This is a genomic window from Stutzerimonas sp. CXK-1 (assembly GCF_057738225.1).
In genome coordinates, this window is the sequence record NZ_CM173217.1 from 1134513 (window position 1) to 1155071 (window position 20559).

The window sequence follows — 20559 nt, forward strand, 5'->3', positions numbered from 1 at the left end:
GGGGCGGGGTGCTGCGAGGGAGGCGCCGGGGCATGACCCCGGCGCTTGTGCTCAATCGATGTGGGCGCCCGTGGCGATCCAACTGGCGATGAGGTCACGCTCGTCCTGCGTCATCTGCGTGATGTTGCCCAACGGCATGATCTGGCTGGCGACGCTCTGGGCGTGGATCTTCGCGGCCTGCTGGCGGATCTGCTCGGGGGTGTCGAACATCACCCCGGCCGGTGCGCTGGCGAACATCGGGCTGCTCGGCTTGGCCGAGTGGCAGACGGCGCAGCGCTCTTCGATGACCTTGTTGACCTCGGCGAAGCTCGGCGCCTGGCCTTGGGCCTCGACCGTGACGCTGGCCTGTTCCGGCGAGGTGGCGGCCAGGTTCGGCGCGCTGTTCGGGCGGTTCGGTGAGGTGACGAAGGCCAGGCAGATCATCCCCACCGCGGCGGCGGGCAGCGCCCAGGCGAAGCGGTTGCTCTCGTGGCGGGTGTTGAAGAAGTGGCGCACCAGCACCGAGAGCGCGGCCAGGCCGGCGAGGATCAGCCAGTTGTACTGGCTGCCATAGGTGCTCGGGAAGTGGTTGCTGATCATGATGAACAGCACCGGCAGGGTGAAGTAGTTGTTGTGCCGCGAGCGCAGCAGGCCCTTGGCCGGCAGTACCGGATCGGGCGTGCGGTTCTGCTCGATGGCGGTGACCAGTGCGCGCTGGGCCGGCATGATGATGCGGAACACGTTGCCGACCATGATGGTACCGATCAGCGCGCCGGTGTGGATGTAGGCCGCGCGGCCGCTGAAAATCTGCGAATAGCCCCAGCAGGCGGCGATCACCAGCACGAACAGCACCAGGCCGAGCAGCGCGGGGGTCTTGCCCAGTGGCGAATCGCACAGCAGGTCGTAGACGAACCAGCCGACGATCAGCGAGCCGAAGCCGATCGCCACGGCGGTGGCGGGCGCCAGGTCGCTGCCCGGTGCGATCAGGTACAGGCCGGGGTTGAGGTAGTAGACCACCAGCAGCAGGGCGACGCCCGACAGCCAGGTGGTGTAGGCCTCCCACTTGAACCAGTGCAGGTTCTCCGGCATCTGCGGAGGGGCGAGCTTGTATTTCTCCAGGTGGTAGATACCGCCACCGTGGATGGCCCAGAGATCACCCGACAGCCCTTCGCGCGGGTTGCTGCGGTTGAGGTTGTTCTCCAGCCAGACGAAATAGAAGGAGGCACCGATCCAGGCGATGCCGACGATCATGTGTATCCAGCGAATTCCCAGGTTCAGCCATTCGGTCAGATGTGCGTCCACGTTGATTACCTCTTGTACGGCGGCTGCAGCTGCCGTCCTTTCTTCTTATGGGTATCGGTCCGAGTCACCGCGCGCGGTTGGGCTCAGCGCGAAACCTGTTGGGGTCGAGGAGGAGTTGCTGATCCTCCGTGAAGAAGTACTCGTCGCAGTTGTTGCCAGAACCGCTGCGATCGACCACCAGGAATTCATCCCGCTTTTCGATCGTCAGCACCGGGTGGTGCCAGACGCCGCGGTGGTAATTGACGCCCTGCCTGCCGTTGCTGCGGAAGGCGCGGACGTGGCCCGGTACAGGTGCATCGCCAAGTGGCGCGACCACGACCAGAAAGGGGTGGCCGAGCAGCGGCACGAAGGCCTGGCTGCCCAGCGGATGACGTTCCAGCATGCGGATAACCAGCGGCATTTCCAGCGCTTCGGCACTGAAGATACTGATGATCGCCCTGTCCTCGGGTTCGGCCGTCTCGACCGTGGCCAGCTTGTGATAGCGGCGGGTCGAGCCGTTGTTGATCATGAAGAATTCGCTGCCTTCGGTCTCGATGACGTCGCCGAAGGGGGCGAAGGCTTCCTTGGTCAGTGGCTCGATGGTCAGGGTGCGCATGGTTTGCTCTTTAGCGGTTGTCTGTAGGAGCGAGCTTGCTCGCGATTCTGGGGTGGATCATTCGCGAGCGAGCTCGCTCCTACGGGAGGTGTCTGAGCCGAAGGCGGAATCCTGCGATCCCGCCTCAGCGATTACTTCGCCACCTTGCCGAACAAGCGCAGCCGGCTGACGCCGCCGTCCGGGAAAATGTTCAGGCGCACGTGGGTCACCGGGCCGAGCTTGGCGATCTGCTCGACGAACTCGTGTTCGGCGTGCATGGAGAGCTTCTGGCTCGGCAGCAGTTCGCGCCAGAACAGGCTCTGGGTCTCGATCTGGCTGTCGGTGCCGCCCTTCACGTAGGCCGCCTGGATGGTGCAGCTGTCCGGGTAGTTGCCCTTGAAGTGCAGGGTATCGACGACGATGCGCTCGATCTCGCCCGGGTGGCCGAGGGCGACGATCACCCAGTCGTTACCGGGCGTGCGGCGGCGGGCGGTTTCCCAGCCGTCGCCCATGTTCTCGCCACGGTTGGGGTTGAGGATGTTGCTCATGCGGCCGAAGTGCTCGTCGGAGCAGGCCAGCGCGCGGCCACCGTTGAGGGCAGCGGCGAGGTCGATCTGCTCGTTGTCGCCGACGCTGCTCCAGTCGCGGTACGGAATGCCGTGCACGCGCAGGCGGGCGACGCCGCCGTCCGGGTAGATATTGAAGCGCAGGTGGCTGACCGGCTTGTCGAAGGCGATCTCGTGGTAGTGATGGCTGTTGCCCTTGAGCTCGACGGCCGGCAGGACTTCGGTCCAGACGGTGTCGTCGTTCGGATCGCCTTCGGCGACGAAGCAGGCTTCCAGCGAGGCCGACGGCGGAAAGTTGCCGGTGAAGTGGCTGGTGTCGATGTCCACGCCCTTGATCCAGCCGGGCACGCCGAGGCGGATCACGGCATGGTCGTAGCCTTCGAAGCGCTTGCGGCGCGACTCCCAGCCGTCCATCCACTTGCCGTTGTCATCGAACACGCCCTCCTTCCATACGGCCGGCGTCGGCTGGAACAGCCGGTTGACGTCGGCGAACCAGTCGTCGGTGACGGAAATGGCGCGGGTGCCCAGGCGGGCGTCGGCCAGGTTGACGTATTTCTCGAAGGGTACGGCGTAAGCTTTCATCGCGATCTGCCTTGAAATGAGTGGAGCGGTTTCTGCCTTTATTGCCTGTGTTGCGGTGTTGCCTGTTTTCCCGTTCCGGCTACATGGCCTGCAGGCGGAACAGGGCGATCCTGTTGATTTCCGCCAACGCCCGGGTGAATTCCTGGTCGGGGCTGTTGTGGATGCGCTCTTCGAACGCGGCGAGGATCTGGTGCCGGTTGCTGCCCTTGACCGCCATGATGAAGGGGAAGCCGAACTTCGCCTTGTAGGCGTCATTCAGTTCGGTGAAGCGGGCGAACTCTTCCGGTGTGCATTCATGGATGCCGGCACCGGCCTGCTCGGAGGTGCTCGATGCGGTCAGCTCGCCGCGGATGGCGGCCTTGCCGGCGAGATCCGGGTGGGCGTTGACCAGCTTCAGCTGGGTGTCGTGGTCGGCGGCGAGCATCGCCTGGGACAGGCGGGTGTGCATCACCTCGACATAGTCCAGCGTCTCGTCGACGCCGGCGCCATAGACCGTCTCGGCGACCCAGGGCGAATGTTCGTAGACATCGGCGAAGGCGGCGACGAAGGCGTCGCGGTCGAGGGTCGAGGGCTTGATCGTCTTGAACGGGGTCATCAGCTGCGCTCCGCGGTCATGGGGTGGGTGGCGTGCCAGTGGCGGGCGATGTCGACGCGGCGGGCGAACCAGACCTTTTCATGACCCTTCACGTAGTCGATGAAACGGGCCAGCGCGGCCATGCGCGCCGGGCGGCCGAGCAGCCGGCAGTGCATGCCGATCGAGAGCATCTTCGGCGCGCCTTCGCAGCCCTCGGCGTAGAGCACGTCGAAGGCGTCCTTCAGGTAGCTGTAGAAATCGTCGCCGGTGTTGAAGCCCTGCACCTGGGTGAAGCGCATGTCGTTGGTGTCCAGCGTGTAGGGGATCACCAGATGCGGCTTGACCGGCGCCGAGTCCGGGTCCCAGTAGGGCAGGTCGTCGTCATAGGTGTCGGAGTCGTAGAGGAAGCCGCCTTCCTCGCGCACCAGGCGCCGGGTGTTGGGGCTGGTGCGGCCGGTGTACCAGCCCAGCGGGCGCTCGCCGGTCAGCTCGGTGAGGATGCGGATGGCCTCGAGCATGTGCTCGCGCTCCTGGGCCTCGTCCATGTACTGGTAGTCGATCCAGCGATAACCGTGGCTGCAGATTTCGTGGCCGTCGGCAACCATCGCCTTGATCACCTCGGGGTGGCGCTGCGCGGCCATGGCCACGGCGAACACCGTCAGCGGGATCCCGTGCTGCCTGAACACCCTGAGCAGGCGCCAGACGCCGGCGCGACTGCCGTATTCGTAGAGCGATTCCATGCTCATGTGGCGCACGCCCTGCAGCGGTTGCGCGGAGACCATCTCCGACAGGAAGGCCTCGGATTCCTTGTCCCCGTGCAGCACACAGCGCTCGCCGCCTTCCTCGTAGTTGAGCACGAAGGACAGGGCGATACGGGCCTCGCCCGGCCACTGCGGGTGGGGCGGGTTGCTGGCGTAACCGATAAGGTCGCGTGGGTAGTCGGCGCTCACGGCAGGGTTCCTATGTGGCGGGTCGCTTGGGTGCGACCGGATGGCTTGATTGTATACAAAATGAAATTCGTTCTGTAAACCACTAAAGGGCTTCATTTCGTCTTTTAGCTACCGGCCCTGCCTCGCCTGCTTTTCCGCCAAGCCCGTAAGGCGGGTGGTGTTCGCCTTGTAGTGAAGCAGGAAGCACGGCAGCCGTTGAGGTAATTTATGTATACAAAAATATCGATTATTGTCTTGAGTGTGGTCGGGCGCTTTGGCTATGCTCGGGCTATTACAAACAAGCGGAGGTGCCCGTGGGACGTCTGACCACTCACGTACTCGATGCTGCTCACGGCTGTCCGGGCAGTGGTATCAAGGTGACGCTGTTTCGCGTCGAAGATCAGCAGCTGACTGTCGTGGCGACGCGCGAGACCAACGCCGACGGGCGCTGCGACCAACCGCTGCTCGAGGGCGATGACTACCGCTCGGGCGTCTACCAGCTGCATTTCCAGGCGGGGGACTACTACCGCCGTCGCGGTGTGACACTCGGCGAGCCGGCGTTTCTCGATGAAGTGGTGCTCAGGTTCGGTATCGATGCCGGGCAGGATCATTACCATGTGCCGCTGCTGATTTCCCCCTATAGCTACTCGACCTATCGGGGCAGCTGACCGGTTCCCTTCAGTGCAGACTCTCTGGAGTCCCTTTACCCGCCTTATGGCGGGTTTTTTATGGGGAGTAATGTCGCCGGGAAAAACCATGGGATGGAAAGCCGCGCAGCGTTTGGCTCCTGGGGCGGCGCGCACGCTTGCGTCTGGCAAGGCGCTTTCCTCGGCTCGGGCTACAGGTTGCGCCTCGCACGGCGCCTCACTGTTCTTTGCACGCGCAAAGAAAAGTAAGCAAAAGAAAGCGCGCCCCTTCATCCGGGTCCGGGAGCTACGCTCCCGGACTTCCCTCCTTCCGCCAGCACTCCGAGGACCGGCGTAAAGGGCCATCCCTGGCCCTTTATCGCGGGGACGCCTAGTTCTCTCGCGGCATCCATGCCGCTCGCTCCCCTGCGTGCTGGCTCCACTCGGCCGTCTGTAAGGCGAAGAGTGGTGTCGCCTGCTGGGCCGTGCATGAAAAAGCAAAGCGAAGCCAGCCGCTGCTCTTTCAGGCGACTCGGATCGGAACCCCCTTCAGAAGGCCGAACGCAGGCATTGCGCAGGGGGACGCGAGGCATGGACGCCGAGCGAGTCACGAAGGGACGTCCCTTCGTGACGACCTCCGGAGCAATGCCGGAGAGAGGGAAGTCTGGGCGCGCAGCGACCAGACCCGGATGTCGGGGTCGCCTTCTCTTTGGTTACTTTCTCTTGGCCAGACAAGAGAAAGTGACGCGCCGTGCAAGGCGCAACCTGTAGCTCGGGCCGAGGAAAGCGCCGCGCCTGACATAAACCTACACGCCACCGGTGGTGGAAAACGCTATGCGGTTTTCCACCCCGCGGATCTCTTCGGCACAGCCCCTCAGCGGCTGATCAACGAAGCCGCCCCCGCGCCGCCAAACAGCGCCGCGCTGGTGCGGTTGAACCACACGTGCCCGCGGCCGGTGCGCAGATAGCGCGCCGCCCCTTGCGCGCCCAGGCCATAGGCCAGCTTGCAGCAGAGGTCGAGCACCGCCCAGGTCAGGATCATCACCAGCAGCTGCGGCAACAACGGCTGCCCGGCGCTGAGAAACTGCGGCAGGAAGGCGGCGAAGAACAGGATGTCCTTCGGGTTGCTGCCGCCGAGAATGAACGCGCGGCCGAACAGCCGGCTGAAACGCGGTGCCGGCGCCGGGGTTTCGATTTCCCGGGCGGTCGGCGCCTGGCGGGCCTCCTGCCAGCTCTGCCAGGCCAGGTAGAACAGGTACAGCGCACCGATCAGCTTCAGCGCGCTGAACAGTCGCTCCGACGCCAGCAGGATGGCGCCGAGCCCCAGCGCCGAGGCGCTGAGCAGGAGGATCGAGGCCGTGACCCCGCCGAGGAACGCCGGCCACGAGCGGCGCACCCCATGGTTCAGGCTGTTGCTGATCATCAACAGCGACAGCGGGCCGGGGATCAGGATCACCACCAGCGCCGCACTCGCATACAACAACCAGGTTTCCAGACTCATCACACCCTCCTGACAAATGAAAAAGCCCCGCCGCAACGCGACGGGGCGGCGATGCGCGCCTCGTTCAGAGGAACGCGAATTTGGCGATGAACACCACGCACAGCACGTACAGGCTCAGCGATACCTTGTCGCGCTGCCCGGTCAGCAGCTTCAGCGTGGCATAGGTGAGAAAGCCCAGGGCGATGCCGTTGGCGATGGAGAAGGTCAGCGGCATCATCACCACGGTGACGATCGCCGGGATGGTATCGGTATGGTCCTTCCAGTCGATGTGGGCCATGCCGCTCATCATCAGCATGGCCACATAGATCAGCGCGCCGGCGGTGGCGTACGCGGGGATCATGCCGGCCAGCGGGGCGAAGAACATCGCGGCGAGGAACAGCGCGCCGACGGTGATCGCGGTCAACCCGGTGCGGCCGCCGGCGGCGACGCCCGAGGCGCTTTCCACGTAGCTGGTCACCGGCGGGCAACCGACGAAGGCGCCGACCACGCTGGAAGTGCTGTCGGCCTTCAGTGCCCGCGAGAGGTTCTGGATGCGGCCGTCCTCGTCCACCAGGTTGGCGCGGTGGGCGACGCCCATCAGGGTGCCGGCGGTGTCGAACATGTTCACGAAGAGGAAGGCCAGGATCACGCTGATCATCGCCACGTCGAAGGCACCGGCGATGTCCATGGCCAGCCAGGTCGGCGCCAGGCTCGGCGGCATCGACACCAGCCCGTTGTATTCGACCAGCCCCAGCGCCCAGCCGATGCCGGTGACGACCAGCATGGCCAGCAGGATCGCGCCGAACACGTTGCGGTGGCTGAGCACGGCAATCAGCAGGAAGCAGATGCCGGCGAGCAGCGCCGAGGGTTCACCGAAGGAGCCGAGCGTCAACAGGGTCGCCGGGCTGTCGACGACGATGCCCGCGGTCTTCAGGCCGATCAGCCCGAGAAACAGGCCGACCCCGGCGCCCATGGCGAAACGCAGGCTCATCGGGATGCTGTTGAGCAGCCATTCGCGGATCCGCGACAGGCTCATGAAGACGAACAGCACGCCGGAGATGAACACCGCACCCAGCGCGATCTGCCAGCTGTAGCCCATCTCGCCGACCACCGTATAGGTGAAGAAGGCATTCAGGCCCATGCCCGGCGCCAGCCCGACCGGCCAGTTGGCATACAGCCCCATGAGAAAGCAGCCCAGCGCCGCGCCGATGCAGGTGGCGACAAAGGCGGCGCCATGATCGACGCCGGCATCGGCCATGATGTTCGGGTTGACGAAGATGATGTAGGCCATGGTGACGAAGGTCGTCAGGCCGGCGAGCAGTTCGGTACGCACGCTGGTGCCGTGTTCGCTGAGCTTGAACAGGCGATCGAGCAGGCGCGGGGACGAGTGCGGCAGGGCAGCGCTCTGGTGCTGCGACTTGGTGCTTTGCATGGGTGTTCCTCATCGTTCTTGTTGTCGATCACCCGGAGCGGTGCTCCCGAGGGCTGGGTGACGTGCGCGCCCTTCGCTTCCTGGTTAGTTGACCAAGAGGTCAGAAAAGGCTCTCAGCGATTATGGAGTTGTATACAAAAAATGCAAACAGATATCGGGCCATTGATCCTTTCGTTTGGCGTGAATAGCGCCATTCAAGGGCTGTGGAAGGTGAATGTGCATACGCGGTTGTGCACAACAAAACAGAGGGTTGCGACAAAATTTCGCTTCGATCGGCTGCCGGTTCGTTCGCAGACACAGTAAAGTGATGACCTCTCGACCCCTCGGATGCGAGCCCTCGATGAATGACCAGCTGCAGCCCCTGAAAAAGCCGACGCGCGCCACGAAGCGAACCGGGACGCAGGACGACATCGTCTACGCCCATATCTTCGATGCCATTCTCGAGCAGCGCCTGGCGCCGGGGACCAAGCTCAGCGAGGAGGCGCTCGGCGAAATCTTCGGCGTCAGCCGCACCATCATCCGGCGTGCCCTGTCGCGCCTGGCCCATGAGGGCGTGGTGTTGCTGCGGCCCAATCGCGGCGCGGTGGTCGCCAGCCCGAGTGTGGACGAGGCGCGGCAGATCTTCTTTGCCCGCCGCCTGGTGGAAAAGGCCATCACCGAGCTCGCCGTGCAGCACGCCACCACCGAGCAACTGGCCGAGCTGCGGCAGATGGTCGAGGACGAACGTGATTGCTTCGACCGTGGTGATCGTGGCGCTGGTATCCGTCTGTCCGGCGAGTTCCACCTCAAGCTGGCCGAGGCGGCGAAGAACGCGCCGCTGGTGAGCTTCCAGCGCAGCCTGGTCTCACAGACCTCGCTGATCATCGCCCAGTACGAAGGCGGCAGCCGCTCGCACTGCTCCTACGACGAGCACAACGAGCTGATCGATGCCATCGCTGCGCGCGACAGCGACAAGGCGGTGCGCCTGATGATGCACCACATGGATCACATCGACAGCAAGCTCAACCTCGAGGAAGAGGGCGCCTCGGGCGACCTGCACGCGGTGTTCTCCCACATCGTCGCGAAGAAAAAGACCCGCGCCTAGGGAGGATGGCCGCAGCCATCCACGCGGTTCGGTGGTCGGCCGGGCTTCGTTATTCGGTTGATGCCGCCGCGTGGAAAACCGCGTTGCGGGTTTTCCACCCTACGTCCGGCGCAAATCCGCCGATGGCGCGGCGTCGTAGGGTGGATGGCCGCAGCCATCCACGCGGTCCGGTGGTCGGCCAGGCTTCGTTATCCAGTTGATGCCCCCGCGTGGAAAACCGCGTTGCGGGTTTTCCACCCTACATCCGGCGCAAATCCGCCGATGGCGCGGCATCGTAGGGTGGATGGCCGAAGCCATCCACGTCGCCCGGTGGTCGGCCGGGCTTCGTTATTCGGTTGATGCCCCCGCGTGGAAAACGGCGTTGCGGGTTTTCCACGCTACATCCGGCGCAAATCCGCCGATGGCGCGGCGTCGTAGGGAGGATGGCCGCAGCCATCCACGCGGTTCGGCGGTCGGCCGGGCTTCGTTATTCGGTTGATGCCCCCGCGTGGAAAACTGCGTTGCGGGTTTTCCGCCCTACATCCGGCGCAAATCCGCCGATGGCGCGGTGTCGTAGGGTGCATGGCCGCAGCCATTCACGCGGTTCGGTGGTCGGTCTGGCTTCGATATCCGGTTGATGCCTCCGCGTGGAAAACCGCTTTGCGGGTTTTCCACCCTACGTCCGGCTCCTGCTAACCCTTGCGGTGCACCGAGACGCCGGCGGCGAAGGTCTCCTTCACCGCGCGGTCGTCGCCAAGGATGGTCAGGGCGAAGAGTTTCTCTTTCAGCGTCCTGGCCTGGCGCATCCGGTAGTCGATCAGCGGCGTCGCCTGGTAGTCGAGCACCACGAAGTCGGCCTCCTTGCCCGGCTGCAGGTTGCCGATCCGATCGTCCAGGTAGAGCGCGCGGGCACCGCCGAGGGTGGCGAGATACAGGGATTTAAAGGGGTCGAGCTTCTTGCCCTGCAGCTGCATCACCTTGTATGCCTCGTTCAGCGATTGCAGCTGCGAGAAGCTGGTGCCGGCGCCGACATCGGTGCCCAGGCCGACGCGCACGCCGAAGCCCTCGACCTTTTCCAGATCGAACAGCCCGCTGCCGAGGAACAGATTGGAGGTGGGGCAGAACGCCACTGCCGAGCCGGTCTCGCCCAGGCGCTGGCATTCCTCATCGCACAGGTGCACACCGTGGGCGAATACCGAGCGCGCGCCGATTAGGCCGTGGTGGTCATAGACGTCCAGGTAGCCCTGGCGCTCGGGGAACAGCTCGCGCACCCACTCGATCTCCTTGCGGTTCTCGGACAAGTGGGTGTGCATGTAGAGGTCCGGGTATTCCTTGAACAGCTGGCCGGCCAGCGCCAGTTGCTCCGGCGTGCTGGTCGGCGCGAAGCGCGGGGTGACGGCGTAATGCAGGCGGCCCTTGCCATGCCAGCGCTCGATCAGTTCCTTGCTGTCGGCGTAGCCGGTTTCGGCGGTGTCGGTCAGGTAGTCCGGGGCGTTGCGGTCCATCAGCACCTTGCCGGCGATCATCCGCAGGTTGCGTTTTTCGCAGGCTTCGAAGAAGGCGTCCACCGATTCCTTGTGCACGCTGCCGAATACCAGCGCCGTGGTGGTGCCGTTGCGCAGCAGTTCGTCCAGAAAGACCTCGGCGACCTCGCCCGCGTGGGCCTTGTCGGCGAAGGCGCGTTCGGTGGGGAAGGTGTAGGTGTCAAGCCAGTCGAGCAGCTGCTCGCCATAGGAGGCGATCATGCCGGTCTGCGGGTAGTGGATGTGGGTGTCGACGAAGCCGGGGGTGATCAGGGCATTCGGGTATTCGACCACCTCGGTGCCGGCCGCCAGCGTCGGCAGCAGCTCGGCGGCGTGGCCGATCTGCGCGACCTTGCCGTCGGCGACGACCAGCAGGCCGTCCTCGAAGTACTCATGGGACCGCTCGATACCCACCTCGCGCGGGTCGGCAACACAGTGGAGCAGGGCGGCACGGTAGGCTTTGGCTTGAGGCATGAAGATTTCTCGAAAAAAAATCGTTATGTGTTGGCTGTGCGGCAGGTCGTGATATGCGCAAAGGCTTCACCTGTAGGAGCCAGCTCGCTGGCGAAGGGGGCCGTTCGCGAGCAAGCTCGCTCCTACGGCAGCATTGCGGTTCAACCTGCCTGTGAACGCCGTGATGCCGGCACGAGCATCGGTACCGGCTTTTCACCGTCCTCGGCTTTCTCACCAAAGCTGGCGTTGTAGGTGGCGATCACCTCGCCGGCGATGGACACGGCGATCTCCACCGGCAGCTTGCCCTTCACCTCGGCGATGCCCATCGGGCAGCGCATGCGTTGCACGGTCTCCGGCTGGAAGCCGCGGTCGCGCAGACGGTGTTCGAACCTGGCGCGTTTGCTCTTGGAGCCGATCAGCCCGTAGTAGGTGAAATCGTTGCGCGAAAGGATCGCGGCGGTCAGTTCCAGGTCGAGCTGATGGTTGTGGGTCATGACGATGAAGTAGCTGCCGGCGGGCATGTTATCCACTTCCTCGACCACATCGTCGTTGACCACCTTTTCCACGCCGCGCGGAATCTCGGCGGGGAATTCGTTATCGCGCGAATCGATCCAGCGCACCTTGCACGGCAGGCTGGCCAGCAGCGGCACCAGCGCGCGCCCGACATGCCCGGCGCCGAACACGGCGATATGCGCCTGCGGCTGGCCCATGGGCTCGAACAGCAGCACCGTGGCGCCACCGCAGCACTGGCCGAGGCTGGCGCCGAGGGAGAAACGCTCGAGGCGGGTGTCACGGCTGCGCTTTTCCAGCATTTCACGGGCGATCTGCTGGGCCTTGTATTCCAAGTGGCCGCCACCGATGGTGTCGTACAGGCGCTCACGGCTGACCACCATCTTCGAGCCGGCATTGCGCGGCGTGGAGCCGCGCTCCTCGATGATGGTCACCAGCACGCTGGGTTCGCCTTTTTGTTGCAGCTCGGCGAGTGCTTCGATCCAGGACAGGTTGCTCATGGCTTGACTCTTCGTAGGGTGGAAAACCGCGAAGCGTTTTCCACCGGAACATTCGTAATGCGGCCGTGGTGGACAAGCAAAGCGTTGTCCACCCTACGGGTCAGTGCGCGGTTTCCACGGCGGGCTCCGTTGGGGACACCGCCGCCTGCTTCAACCTGCGCATCTGCTCCACGCCCCAGAGCACGCGCTCGGGGGTCGCCGGCGCGTCGATCTGCGGCTGCGCCTTGTAGTCGGCCAGGCTCGCCACCGCATCCTTGATCGCGCACCAGACCGAAATGCCGAGCATGAATGGCGGCTCGCCCACGGCCTTGGAGTGGAACACGGTGTCTTCGGGGTTCTTGCGGTTCTCCACCAGCTTGACCCGCAGATCCAGCGGCATGTCCGCCACCGCCGGGATCTTGTAGCTGGCCGGGCCGTTGGTCATCAGCTTGCCCTTGTCGTTCCAGACCAGCTCTTCCATGGTCAGCCAGCCCAGACCCTGGACGAAGCCGCCCTCAACCTGGCCGATGTCGATGGCCGGGTTCAGCGAGGCGCCGACGTCATGCAGGATGTCGCTGCGCAGCATCTTGTATTCACCGGTGAGGGTATCGACGATCACTTCCGAGCAGGCCGCGCCATAGGCGAAGTAGTAGAACGGCCGCCCGCGCGCCTGACTGCGGTCGTAGTAGATCTTCGGTGTGCGGTAGAAACCGGTGGATGACAGCGAGACCTGGCCGAAATAGGCCTGCTGGATCAGCTCCTCGAAGCTGATGTAGTGGTCGCGCAGGCGTACCTGGCCGTTCTTGAACTCGACGTCTTCCTCGAAGATCTGCCACTTGCGTGCGGCGAACTCCACCAGCCGCTGCTTGATGGTCTGCGCCGCATTCTGCGCCGCCTTGCCGTTGAGGTCGGCACCGCTGGAGGCCGCCGTCGGCGAGGTGTTGGGCACCTTGTCGGTGTTTGTGGCGGTGATCTGGATGCGCTCGATATCCACCTGGAACACCTCGGCCACCACCTGCGCGACCTTGGTGTTCAGGCCCTGACCCATCTCGGTGCCACCGTGGTTCAGGTGGATGCTGCCGTCGGTGTAGACGTGCACCAGCGCGCCGGCCTGGTTGAGGAAGCTGGCGGTGAAGCTGATGCCGAACTTCACCGGCGTCAGCGCCAGGCCCTTCTTCAGGATCGGGCTTGCGGCATTGAACGCGCGGATATCTTCGCGTCGCTTTGCATAGTCGCTGCTGGCTTCCAGCTCGGCGGTCATCTCCTCGAGCATGTTGTGCTCGACGGTCTGGTAGTAGTGGGTGACGTTGCGTTCGGTCTTGCCGTAGTAGTTGCGCTTGCGCACCTCGAGCGGGTCCTTGCCCAGCTCGCGGGCCACCGCGTCCATGATCTCCTCGATGGCGACCATGCCCTGTGGCCCGCCGAAGCCGCGGTAGGCGGTGTTCGAGGCGAGGTTGGTCTTGCAGCGATGGCCATTGATGGTGGCGTCGCCCAGGTAGTAGGCGTTGTCGGAGTGGAACATGGCGCGATCGACGATCGAGCCGGAAAGGTCCGGCGAGTAGCCGCAGTTACCGGCGAGGTCGATCTCGATGCCGTGCAGCAGACCGTCATCGTCGAAGCCGACGTCGTACTCGACGTAGAAGGGGTGGCGTTTGCCGGTCATGGTCATGTCTTCCATGCGCGGCAGGCGCATCTTGGTCGGACGGCCGGTGAGGTGCGCGATCACCGCGCACAGGCATGCCGGGCCCGCGGCCTGGGTTTCCTTGCCGCCGAAACCGCCGCCCATGCGGCGCATGTCGATGACGATCTTGTTCATCGGCACGCCGAGCACTTCGGCCACCAGCTTCTGCACCTCGGTGGGGTTCTGCGTCGAGGTGTAGACGATCATGCCGCCGTCTTCGGTGGGCATCACCGAGGACACCTGGGTCTCGAGGTAGAAGTGCTCCTGCCCGCCGATGTGCAGCGAGCCGGTCAGCCGGCGCGGCGCGGCGGCAAGGGCGCTGGCCGAGTCGCCGCGCCGGTGGGTGTGGCTTTCCAGCACGAAATGCTTCTTGTGCAACGCCTCGACCACGTCGAGCACCGGCTCCAGGTCTTCGTACTCGATCACCGCGGCCATGGCGGCCTGGCGTGCGGTTTCCAGGCTGTCGGCGGCCACGGCGAGCACCGGTTGGCCGATGAACTCGACCTTGCCGTCGGCCAGCAGCGGGTCGCCGGGCATCACCGCACCAATGTCCAGCTGGCCCGGCACGTCCTTCGCGGTGATGGCGATGGCCACCCCCGGAATCTGGTAGCAGGGCGCGGTGTCGATGCTGACGATGCGGGCATGGGCGCGCTCGCTCATGCGGGCATAGACGTGCAGCTGGTTGGGGAATTCCAGGCGGTCGTCGACATACACCGCCTCGCCGGAGACGTGCTTGGGCGCGCTGTCATGCTTGACGCTCTTGCCCACGCCAGTGACCAGGTCCGCAGTGAAGAGGGCGGCGATTTCTTCTTGAGTGCGTGCAAGGCTGTGGTTAGACATAAGCGGTCACCCTCGTCTCGGTCGTCGGCGCTTGTTGTTCGAGGAAGCATTTGCGCAGCAGGTTCTGTGCGACCAGCAGGCGGTATTCGCGGCTGGCGCGGAAGTCGGTCAGCGGGGTGAAGTCCTCGGCCAGCGCATCGCAGGCGGCCTCCACGGTCTGCTGGTTCCACGGCGCACCGTTGAGGGTCGCCTCGCAGGCCGCGGCGCGCTTGGGGATCGCCGCCATGCCGCCAAAGGCGACCCGGGCATCGGCAATCACGCCGTCGGTGATCTGCAGGTCAAAGGCGGCACAGACGGCGGAAATGTCGTCGTCCAGGCGCTTGGAGACCTTGTAGGCGCGGAACAGGCGATCCGCCGTCGCGCGCGGCACCCGCACCTTCTCGATGAACTCGCCGGGCTGGCGTGCGGTGACCTTGTAGTCGATGAAGAAATCCTCGAGCGGCAGGGTGCGCACGTTGGCGCCGTGGCGCAGGACGATCTCGGCGCCGAGGGCGATCAGCAGCGGCGGCGAGTCGCCGATCGGCGAGGCGTTGCCAATGTTGCCGCCCAGCGTGCCCTGGTTGCGGATCTGCAAGGAGGCGAAGCGCTGCAGCAGCTCGCCGAAGTCCGGGTACTCGGCGGCCAATGCTGCGTAGCAGTCGGTCAGCGGTGCGGCGGCGCCGATTTCGATATGGCGGTCGGTGAGCTGGACCTGCTTCATCTCGGCGATCTGGCCGACGTGGATCATCACCGGCAGCGCGCGATGGAACTGGGTCACCTCCAGCGCCAGGTCGGTGCCGCCGGCGAGCAGTCGGGCTTCGGGGTTGGCGGCGTAGACCTCGGCCAGTTCGGCGACGGTCAGCGGCGACAGGCAGCGCTTTTCGCCGTCGCTGAGCTCGGCCATTTCACGCGGGGCGATGGCCTTGAGCTGGGCGATGGTCTCGGCTTCGCGGGCATCGAACTGGTCCGGCTGCTTGCTGCAGCAGGCCTGCTCGGCCGCTTCGAGGATCGGCCGGTAGCCGGTGCAGCGACAGAGGTTGCCGGCCAGGGCTTCGTGCGTCTGGTGTGGGTCGTATTCGTTAACCGCGCTGGCGTTCTTCTGCAAGGCGAACAGGCTCATGACGAAGCCCGGCGTGCAGAAGCCGCATTGCGAACCGTGGCAGTCGACCATCGCCTGCTGGACGCTGTGCAGCCGGCCCTGGTCCTTGAGGTCTTCGACGCTGATCAGCTGCTTGCCGTGCAGTGCGGATACGAAGGTCAGGCACGAATTGAGGGTGCGATAGCGCAGGCGGTCGCCGACCAGTTCGCCGACCACCACGGTGCAGGCGCCACAATCACCGGAGGCGCAGCCCTCCTTGGTTCCGGTCTTGCCACGATGCTCGCGCAGGTACTGCAGCACCGTGGTGTTGGGATCGAGCGCGCGCTCGCTGCGCAGTTCTCGATTGAGGAGAAACTGGATCAAGGTAGACCTCCGTTTTCTTGTTCTTGGCTCGGGTATCGCCTGAGCCGGGAACTTAGTCATATCTGACTTCTTGGTCAAGAAAAATTGACTCAAAAGTCAATGTGGCGGACGAGCGCACCTGACGGCGTCGCGCCACGCCCGCAGGCAGCGGTCCCCAGTCTCAAGTAAAGCCCGCTCAGACCGCTTCGGCGCTCGTCTGGCGACGGTAGGCATAGGTGTCGGCGAAGCGCGAGAGCATGTAGGCCGCGCAGGTGGTGGCAGGGTAGCGCGGCGGGTTGTCGGCTGCGTGACAGCCGGGCAGGCAACTGATCTCGGTGTCCGGGTGCGGCTCGGCGAAGAACGGCATCGAATAGCGGTCCACGCCCAGCGGGCTGATTACCCGGTGTGGTGTCGACTTGTAACGGTCATTGCTCCAGCGCGCCAGCATGTCGCCGATGTTCACCACGTAGGTGCCCTCGATGGGCGGCGCGTCGATCCACTCGCCCTTGACGTTCTGCACCTGCAGGCCGCCGGCCTGGTCCTGATGGAGCAGGGTGACGCAGCCGTAATCGGTGTGTGCGCCGGCGCCTTGTTGATCGGCGCTGGTGGCGGTCTGCCGGGGCGGGTAGTGGATCATGCGGAACACGCTGATCGGCTCGACGAAACGTTTATCGAAAAAGTCCCGCTCGAGGCCGAGCGCGAGAGCCAGCGCGCGCAGCAGGGTGCAGGCTAGTGCCTGCATGTCGCGGTAGTGCGCTTCCATCAGCTCGGCCCAGCCGTCGAGCCGGGCCGGGTGCCGGTTGGGCCCGCGCAGCGGTTTGCCGGCCTGCACGTCCGGGTGGTCGGCAGGCATATGGAAACCCATGTCGAAGGTTTCCTTGAGGTCGCACGGCTGGGCCGGGTCGAGCTGCTCGGTGGCGATGGCACCGTAGCCGCGGTGGTGCGGGCTCTTGGTGATGTCGATCTCGAGCTTGATCTCGGCGGGCAGGGCGAAGAAGCGCCGGGCGTAGTCGTCGAGCCGGGCGATGCGTGCGGCGCTGATCGGGTGGCCCTTGATGTAGAAGAAGCCCCACTCGCGGCAGGCGCGGTCGATGGCCTCGGCGACGGCCAGATGGCCGGCCTCGTCGGCGTGGTACAGCGGGGCGATGTCGATGATGGGCAGTGAATTCATGGCTGACTCCAGGGAACGGCGCCGCCGGTCTTCTCGTACCGGCGGCCTTCGAGGGCAATGCCCCCTGCGTGCGATTCGCCGGAGGCGGGACGGCACGCGAGATTTCGCAGTGCGCCGGCCGGACCGGCGCAGGTGACGCTTACTTCGGCATTTCAGCCTTCACGCCTTCGACGTAGTAATTCATTGAGGCGAGGTCCTTGATGCTGGCGGTCTCGCCCTCGGCGATGCGCACTTCGCCAGCCTGGTCCTTGATCGGGCCGGTGAACGGGTGGAACTCGCCGCTCTTGATGCGGGCGATGATCTGCTCGGCTTCGGTCTTCACATCGGCCGGCACCAGATCGCTGATCGGCAGGCTGATGCTGTCCTGGGCCAGACCGCCCCAGAAGTCCTCGGATTTCCAGTTGCCGGCCATTACCGCTTCGGCGGACTTGGTGTAGTGCGGGCCCCAGTCGTTGACGATGGAGGTCAGCACGGCCTTTGGCCCGAAGTGCTGCATGTCCGAGGCGTAACCGACGGAATAGACGCCACGGCGCTCGGCGGCCTGGATCGGCGCCGGGCTATCGGTGTGCTGGAAGATCACGTCCACGCCCTGGTCGATCAGCGCGTTGGCGGCATCGGCTTCCTTGCCCGGATCGAACCAGGTGTTGACCCACACCACCTTGATCTCGGTGCCGGGGTTGTACTTGTCCAGCGCCAGCTGGATGGCGTTGATGTCGCGGATCACTTCCGGAATCGGGAAGGAGGCGATGTAGCCGACCTTCTTGGTCTTGGTCATCTTCGCCGCGAGGAAGCCGCCGACGTAGCGACCTTCATAGGAACGGGTCAGGTAGGTGCCGACGTTCTTCGCCTGCTTGTAGCCGGTGGCGTGCTCGAAGGTGACCTTGGGGAATTGCTTGGCGACCTTGATCGTCGGGTTCATGTAGCCGAACGAGGTGGTGAAGATCAGGTCGTAGCCGCTCTTGGCCATGTTGCGGATGACCCGCTCGGCATCGGCGCCTTCGGGCACGTTCTCGACGAAGCTGGTCTGCACCTTGTCGCCCAGTTTTTCTTCCATGTACTGGCGGCCCTGCTCGTGCTGGTAGGTCCAGCCGTGGTCGCCGATCGGGCCGATATAGACGAAACCGACCTTCAGCGGGTCGGCGGCCGATGCGCTGAGGCTGGCCGTCAGGCCGACGGCTGCGGCGAGGGCGCGCAACAGGGTTTTTCGGGTGTGTTTCTGCATGGGGTGGCGCTCCTGATGGCTTTGCTGGCAAAGCATGTTTATGACTGGGAGCGCTGTAGCAAAAAGCTGACCAACCGGACAAAAACCGCTGGCGCGCGGCCAGGAATGGCGACTGCCCCGGACCCACCGCCGCATGAGAGGTTCGCGTTGGTGCGTCAGGCTCCAGCCGTGCCCAGGGAGGGTGCGCAGGGTGGGCGTATGCCATGCATCCGCGTGGATGGCTTCGGCCATCCACCCTACGGGCATGAACGTGTCACCCCGTAGGGTGGAAAACGCGCAAGGCGCTTTTCCACGCGGGACGTTTACGGATAGGCCTCGTCTGTTTGGCCGGATGCGGCGCTCGCGTGGATGGCTTCGGCCATCCACCCTACGACGGGGGTGAAGGTGTCGCACCGTAGGGTGGAAAAACGCGCAAGGCGCTTTTCCACGCAGGACGTTTACGGGCAGGCCTCGTCTGCTCGGGCGTATGCCACGTATCCGCGTGGATGGCTTCGGCCATCCACCCTACGACGGGCATGAACGTGCCGCACCGTAGGGTGGAAAAACGCGCAAGGCGCTTTTCCACGCAGGACGTTTACGGACTGGCCTCGTCTGCTTGGCCGGATGCGGCATCCGCGTGGATGGCTTCGGCCATCCACCCTACGGACATGAGGGTGCCACCCCGTAGGGTGGAAAACGCGCGAAGCGCTTTTCCACGCGGGCCGCCGCTTCAGCCGGCGATCAGTTGCCGGGCCGCCTGGCTGTGCTCGGCGATCAGGGCGGCCACGTCGAGCCCTTCGATCTGGCCGTCGATCACCCGCCAGCGCCCGCCGACCATCACCCGGTCGGCCCGGTCGGCCGCGCACAGCAGCAGCGCGGCGATCGGGTCGTGGCTGCCGGAGAAGCGCAGTTCGTCGAGCTTGAACAGGGCGAGATCGGCCTGCTTGCCGACCGCCAGTTCGCCGATGTCGCGGCGCCCGAGCAGGCGTGCCGAACCGCGGGTCGCCCAGCCGAGCACCTTCTCTGGCGTGATCTTCTCGGCGCCGTAGCGCAGGCGCCCGATGAACAGCGCCTGGCGCGCCTCGAGCATCATGTTCGAGGCATCGTTCGAGGCCGAGCCGTCGACGCCCAGGCCGATGATGGCGCCCTGGTCCTCGAGTTCCAGCGTGTGGCAGATGCCCGAGGCCAGGCGCATGTTGGAGCTCGGGCAATGGCAGATGCCGACGCCGGCCGCCCCCAGGCGGTGGATCTCCACCTGGTTGAAGTGGATGCCGTGGGCCAGCCAGGTCCGCGGGCCGAGCCAGCCGACGCTCTGCAGGTAGTCCACGGTACGCATGCCGAAGCGCTGCGCGCAGAACTCCTGTTCGTCCAGCGTTTCGGCCAGGTGGGTATGCAGACGCACGTCGCGCGCCTCGGCCAGCTCCGCGCAGGCACGCATGATGTCGGTAGTCACCGAGAACGGCGAGCAGGGCGCCAGGGCGATCTGGATCTGCGCACCGTCGCCGCGCTCGTGGTAGCGGTCGATCAGCCGCTCGCTGTCGGCGAGGATGGTTTCGGCGTCCTGCACCACACTCTTGCAGGGCAGGCCGCCGTTTTCCTTGGACAGGTTCATCGAGCCGCGCGTCAGGGTCGCGCGCATGCCCATCGCGCGTACTGCCTCGACCTGGATGTCGATCGCTTCCTCGAGGCCGGCGGGGAACAGGTAGTGGTGGTCGGCGGCAGTGGTGCAGCCCGACAGCAGCAGCTCGGCCAGCGCCACCTGGCTCGCCAGCTCCAGCGCCCGCGGCGTCAGCCGCGCCCAGACCGGGTAGAGGGTCAGCAGCCAGTTGAACAAGGGCTCGTTGACCACCGGGCCCCAGGCGCGAGTGAGCGTCTGGTAGAAGTGGTGGTGGGTGTTGACCAGCCCCGGCAGCACCACGTGCTCGCGGGCATCGAACGTCTCGCTCACCGGCTGCGCGGGTGAAGCCCCGGCGGCGAGCATTTCGACGATGACGCCGTTCTCGACCACCAGCCCGCCGGGGGCGTGGGTGTCGTTGGCGGTGAACAGGGCAAGGGGATTCTTGATCCAGATACGGTCAGCAGGCATGGCCGGCTTTCTCCTGAGGGTTGAGTTCAGAGTAGCCAGCTCAGTTATGCCCTGTCTGCTGATCCAGGGGGCGCGGGCAAGCCGTGCG

At 65.1% G+C, this 20559-nt stretch carries 16 protein-coding genes; 2 read left to right on the forward strand and 14 right to left on the reverse strand.

Features of this window, described 5'->3' with window-relative positions:
- Positions 1–51: 51 nt before the first annotated feature.
- From AC0KXH_RS05360 to puuE, 5 genes are all read right to left on the reverse strand, one after another.
- Positions 52–1281, reverse strand: coding sequence for a urate hydroxylase PuuD (locus AC0KXH_RS05360; protein WP_439931316.1), 1230 nt, complete (start codon positions 1279–1281; stop codon positions 52–54).
- A gap of 64 nt (positions 1282–1345) precedes the next feature.
- Positions 1346–1876 (reverse strand): ureidoglycolate lyase, encoded by a 531-nt coding sequence (locus AC0KXH_RS05365; RefSeq protein WP_488224293.1) that lies wholly within the window; start codon positions 1874–1876, stop codon positions 1346–1348.
- Positions 1877–2007: 131 nt separating this feature from the next.
- On the reverse strand, positions 2008–3003 hold the full coding sequence (alc, locus tag AC0KXH_RS05370; protein WP_003298235.1) for an allantoicase: 996 nt from the start codon (positions 3001–3003) through the stop codon (positions 2008–2010).
- 79 nt (positions 3004–3082) lie between these two features.
- The gene (uraD, locus tag AC0KXH_RS05375) at positions 3083–3598 is read right to left on the reverse strand and encodes a 2-oxo-4-hydroxy-4-carboxy-5-ureidoimidazoline decarboxylase (RefSeq protein WP_041107350.1); all 516 of its coding nucleotides are present in this window, start codon (positions 3596–3598) and stop codon (positions 3083–3085) included.
- Positions 3598–4527, reverse strand: a complete 930-nt coding sequence (gene puuE / locus AC0KXH_RS05380; RefSeq protein WP_488224294.1) for an allantoinase PuuE — start codon at positions 4525–4527, stop codon at positions 3598–3600. Before puuE ends, uraD begins: the two co-directional genes overlap by 1 nt.
- A gap of 293 nt (positions 4528–4820) precedes the next feature.
- Between puuE and uraH the strand changes: the two genes are divergently transcribed.
- On the forward strand, positions 4821–5174 hold the full coding sequence (gene uraH / locus AC0KXH_RS05385) for a hydroxyisourate hydrolase (RefSeq protein ID WP_488224295.1): 354 nt from the start codon (positions 4821–4823) through the stop codon (positions 5172–5174).
- Positions 5175–6006: 832 nt separating this feature from the next.
- Here uraH and AC0KXH_RS05390 read toward each other — a convergent pair.
- Positions 6007–6633 (reverse strand): LysE family translocator, encoded by a 627-nt coding sequence (locus AC0KXH_RS05390; RefSeq protein ID WP_488224296.1) that lies wholly within the window; start codon positions 6631–6633, stop codon positions 6007–6009.
- 64 nt (positions 6634–6697) lie between these two features.
- Complete coding sequence (locus AC0KXH_RS05395) at positions 6698–8044, reverse strand: NCS2 family permease (protein ID WP_041107342.1); 1347 nt, start codon at positions 8042–8044, stop codon at positions 6698–6700.
- A gap of 340 nt (positions 8045–8384) precedes the next feature.
- Between AC0KXH_RS05395 and AC0KXH_RS05400 the strand changes: the two genes are divergently transcribed.
- Positions 8385–9128, forward strand: a complete 744-nt coding sequence (locus tag AC0KXH_RS05400; RefSeq protein ID WP_043219002.1) for a GntR family transcriptional regulator — start codon at positions 8385–8387, stop codon at positions 9126–9128.
- 671 nt (positions 9129–9799) lie between these two features.
- On the opposite strand, the gene guaD is transcribed toward AC0KXH_RS05400, so the two are convergent.
- From guaD to AC0KXH_RS05435, 7 genes are all read right to left on the reverse strand, one after another.
- Positions 9800–11104, reverse strand: coding sequence for a guanine deaminase (guaD, locus tag AC0KXH_RS05405; RefSeq protein ID WP_488224297.1), 1305 nt, complete (start codon positions 11102–11104; stop codon positions 9800–9802).
- A gap of 140 nt (positions 11105–11244) precedes the next feature.
- On the reverse strand, positions 11245–12093 hold the full coding sequence (xdhC, locus tag AC0KXH_RS05410; RefSeq protein WP_269151403.1) for a xanthine dehydrogenase accessory protein XdhC: 849 nt from the start codon (positions 12091–12093) through the stop codon (positions 11245–11247).
- A 100-nt stretch (positions 12094–12193) separates the two neighbouring features.
- Positions 12194–14593: a xanthine dehydrogenase molybdopterin binding subunit gene (gene xdhB, locus AC0KXH_RS05415; protein WP_488224298.1), complete on the reverse strand. Its 2400-nt coding sequence runs from the start codon at positions 14591–14593 to the stop codon at positions 12194–12196.
- The gene (xdhA, locus tag AC0KXH_RS05420; RefSeq protein WP_488224299.1) at positions 14586–16034 is read right to left on the reverse strand and encodes a xanthine dehydrogenase small subunit; all 1449 of its coding nucleotides are present in this window, start codon (positions 16032–16034) and stop codon (positions 14586–14588) included. Before xdhA ends, xdhB begins: the two co-directional genes overlap by 8 nt.
- 175 nt (positions 16035–16209) lie before the next feature.
- Entirely contained in the window at positions 16210–17184 is a 975-nt protein-coding gene (locus AC0KXH_RS05425) for a 2-oxoglutarate and iron-dependent oxygenase domain-containing protein (protein ID WP_488224300.1), read from the reverse strand.
- A 139-nt stretch (positions 17185–17323) separates the two neighbouring features.
- Entirely contained in the window at positions 17324–18406 is a 1083-nt protein-coding gene (locus AC0KXH_RS05430) for a BMP family ABC transporter substrate-binding protein (protein WP_488224301.1), read from the reverse strand.
- A gap of 709 nt (positions 18407–19115) precedes the next feature.
- Positions 19116–20471 carry an 8-oxoguanine deaminase gene (locus tag AC0KXH_RS05435; protein WP_041107327.1) on the reverse strand — a complete coding sequence of 452 codons (1356 nt, stop codon included), beginning with the start codon at positions 20469–20471 and terminating at the stop codon, positions 19116–19118.
- Positions 20472–20559 lie beyond the last annotated feature (88 nt).

What these genes read in the sequence shown, in the direction of transcription:
- AC0KXH_RS05365 (WP_488224293.1), bottom strand. Translation starts at nt 1,876, where the DNA reads ATGCGCACCCTGACCATCGAGCCACTGACCAAGGAAGCCTTCGCCCCC.
- alc (WP_003298235.1), bottom strand. Translation starts at nt 3,003, where the DNA reads ATGAAAGCTTACGCCGTACCCTTCGAGAAATACGTCAACCTGGCCGAC.
- uraD (WP_041107350.1), bottom strand. Translation starts at nt 3,598, where the DNA reads ATGACCCCGTTCAAGACGATCAAGCCCTCGACCCTCGACCGCGACGCC.
- AC0KXH_RS05390 (WP_488224296.1), bottom strand. Translation starts at nt 6,633, where the DNA reads ATGAGTCTGGAAACCTGGTTGTTGTATGCGAGTGCGGCGCTGGTGGTG.
- AC0KXH_RS05395 (WP_041107342.1), bottom strand. Translation starts at nt 8,044, where the DNA reads ATGCAAAGCACCAAGTCGCAGCACCAGAGCGCTGCCCTGCCGCACTCG.
- AC0KXH_RS05400 (WP_043219002.1), top strand. Translation starts at nt 8,385, where the DNA reads ATGAATGACCAGCTGCAGCCCCTGAAAAAGCCGACGCGCGCCACGAAG.
- guaD (WP_488224297.1), bottom strand. Translation starts at nt 11,104, where the DNA reads ATGCCTCAAGCCAAAGCCTACCGTGCCGCCCTGCTCCACTGTGTTGCC.
- xdhC (WP_269151403.1), bottom strand. Translation starts at nt 12,093, where the DNA reads ATGAGCAACCTGTCCTGGATCGAAGCACTCGCCGAGCTGCAACAAAAA.
- xdhB (WP_488224298.1), bottom strand. Translation starts at nt 14,593, where the DNA reads ATGTCTAACCACAGCCTTGCACGCACTCAAGAAGAAATCGCCGCCCTC.
- AC0KXH_RS05425 (WP_488224300.1), bottom strand. Translation starts at nt 17,184, where the DNA reads ATGAATTCACTGCCCATCATCGACATCGCCCCGCTGTACCACGCCGAC.
- AC0KXH_RS05430 (WP_488224301.1), bottom strand. Translation starts at nt 18,406, where the DNA reads ATGCAGAAACACACCCGAAAAACCCTGTTGCGCGCCCTCGCCGCAGCC.
- AC0KXH_RS05435 (WP_041107327.1), bottom strand. Translation starts at nt 20,471, where the DNA reads ATGCCTGCTGACCGTATCTGGATCAAGAATCCCCTTGCCCTGTTCACC.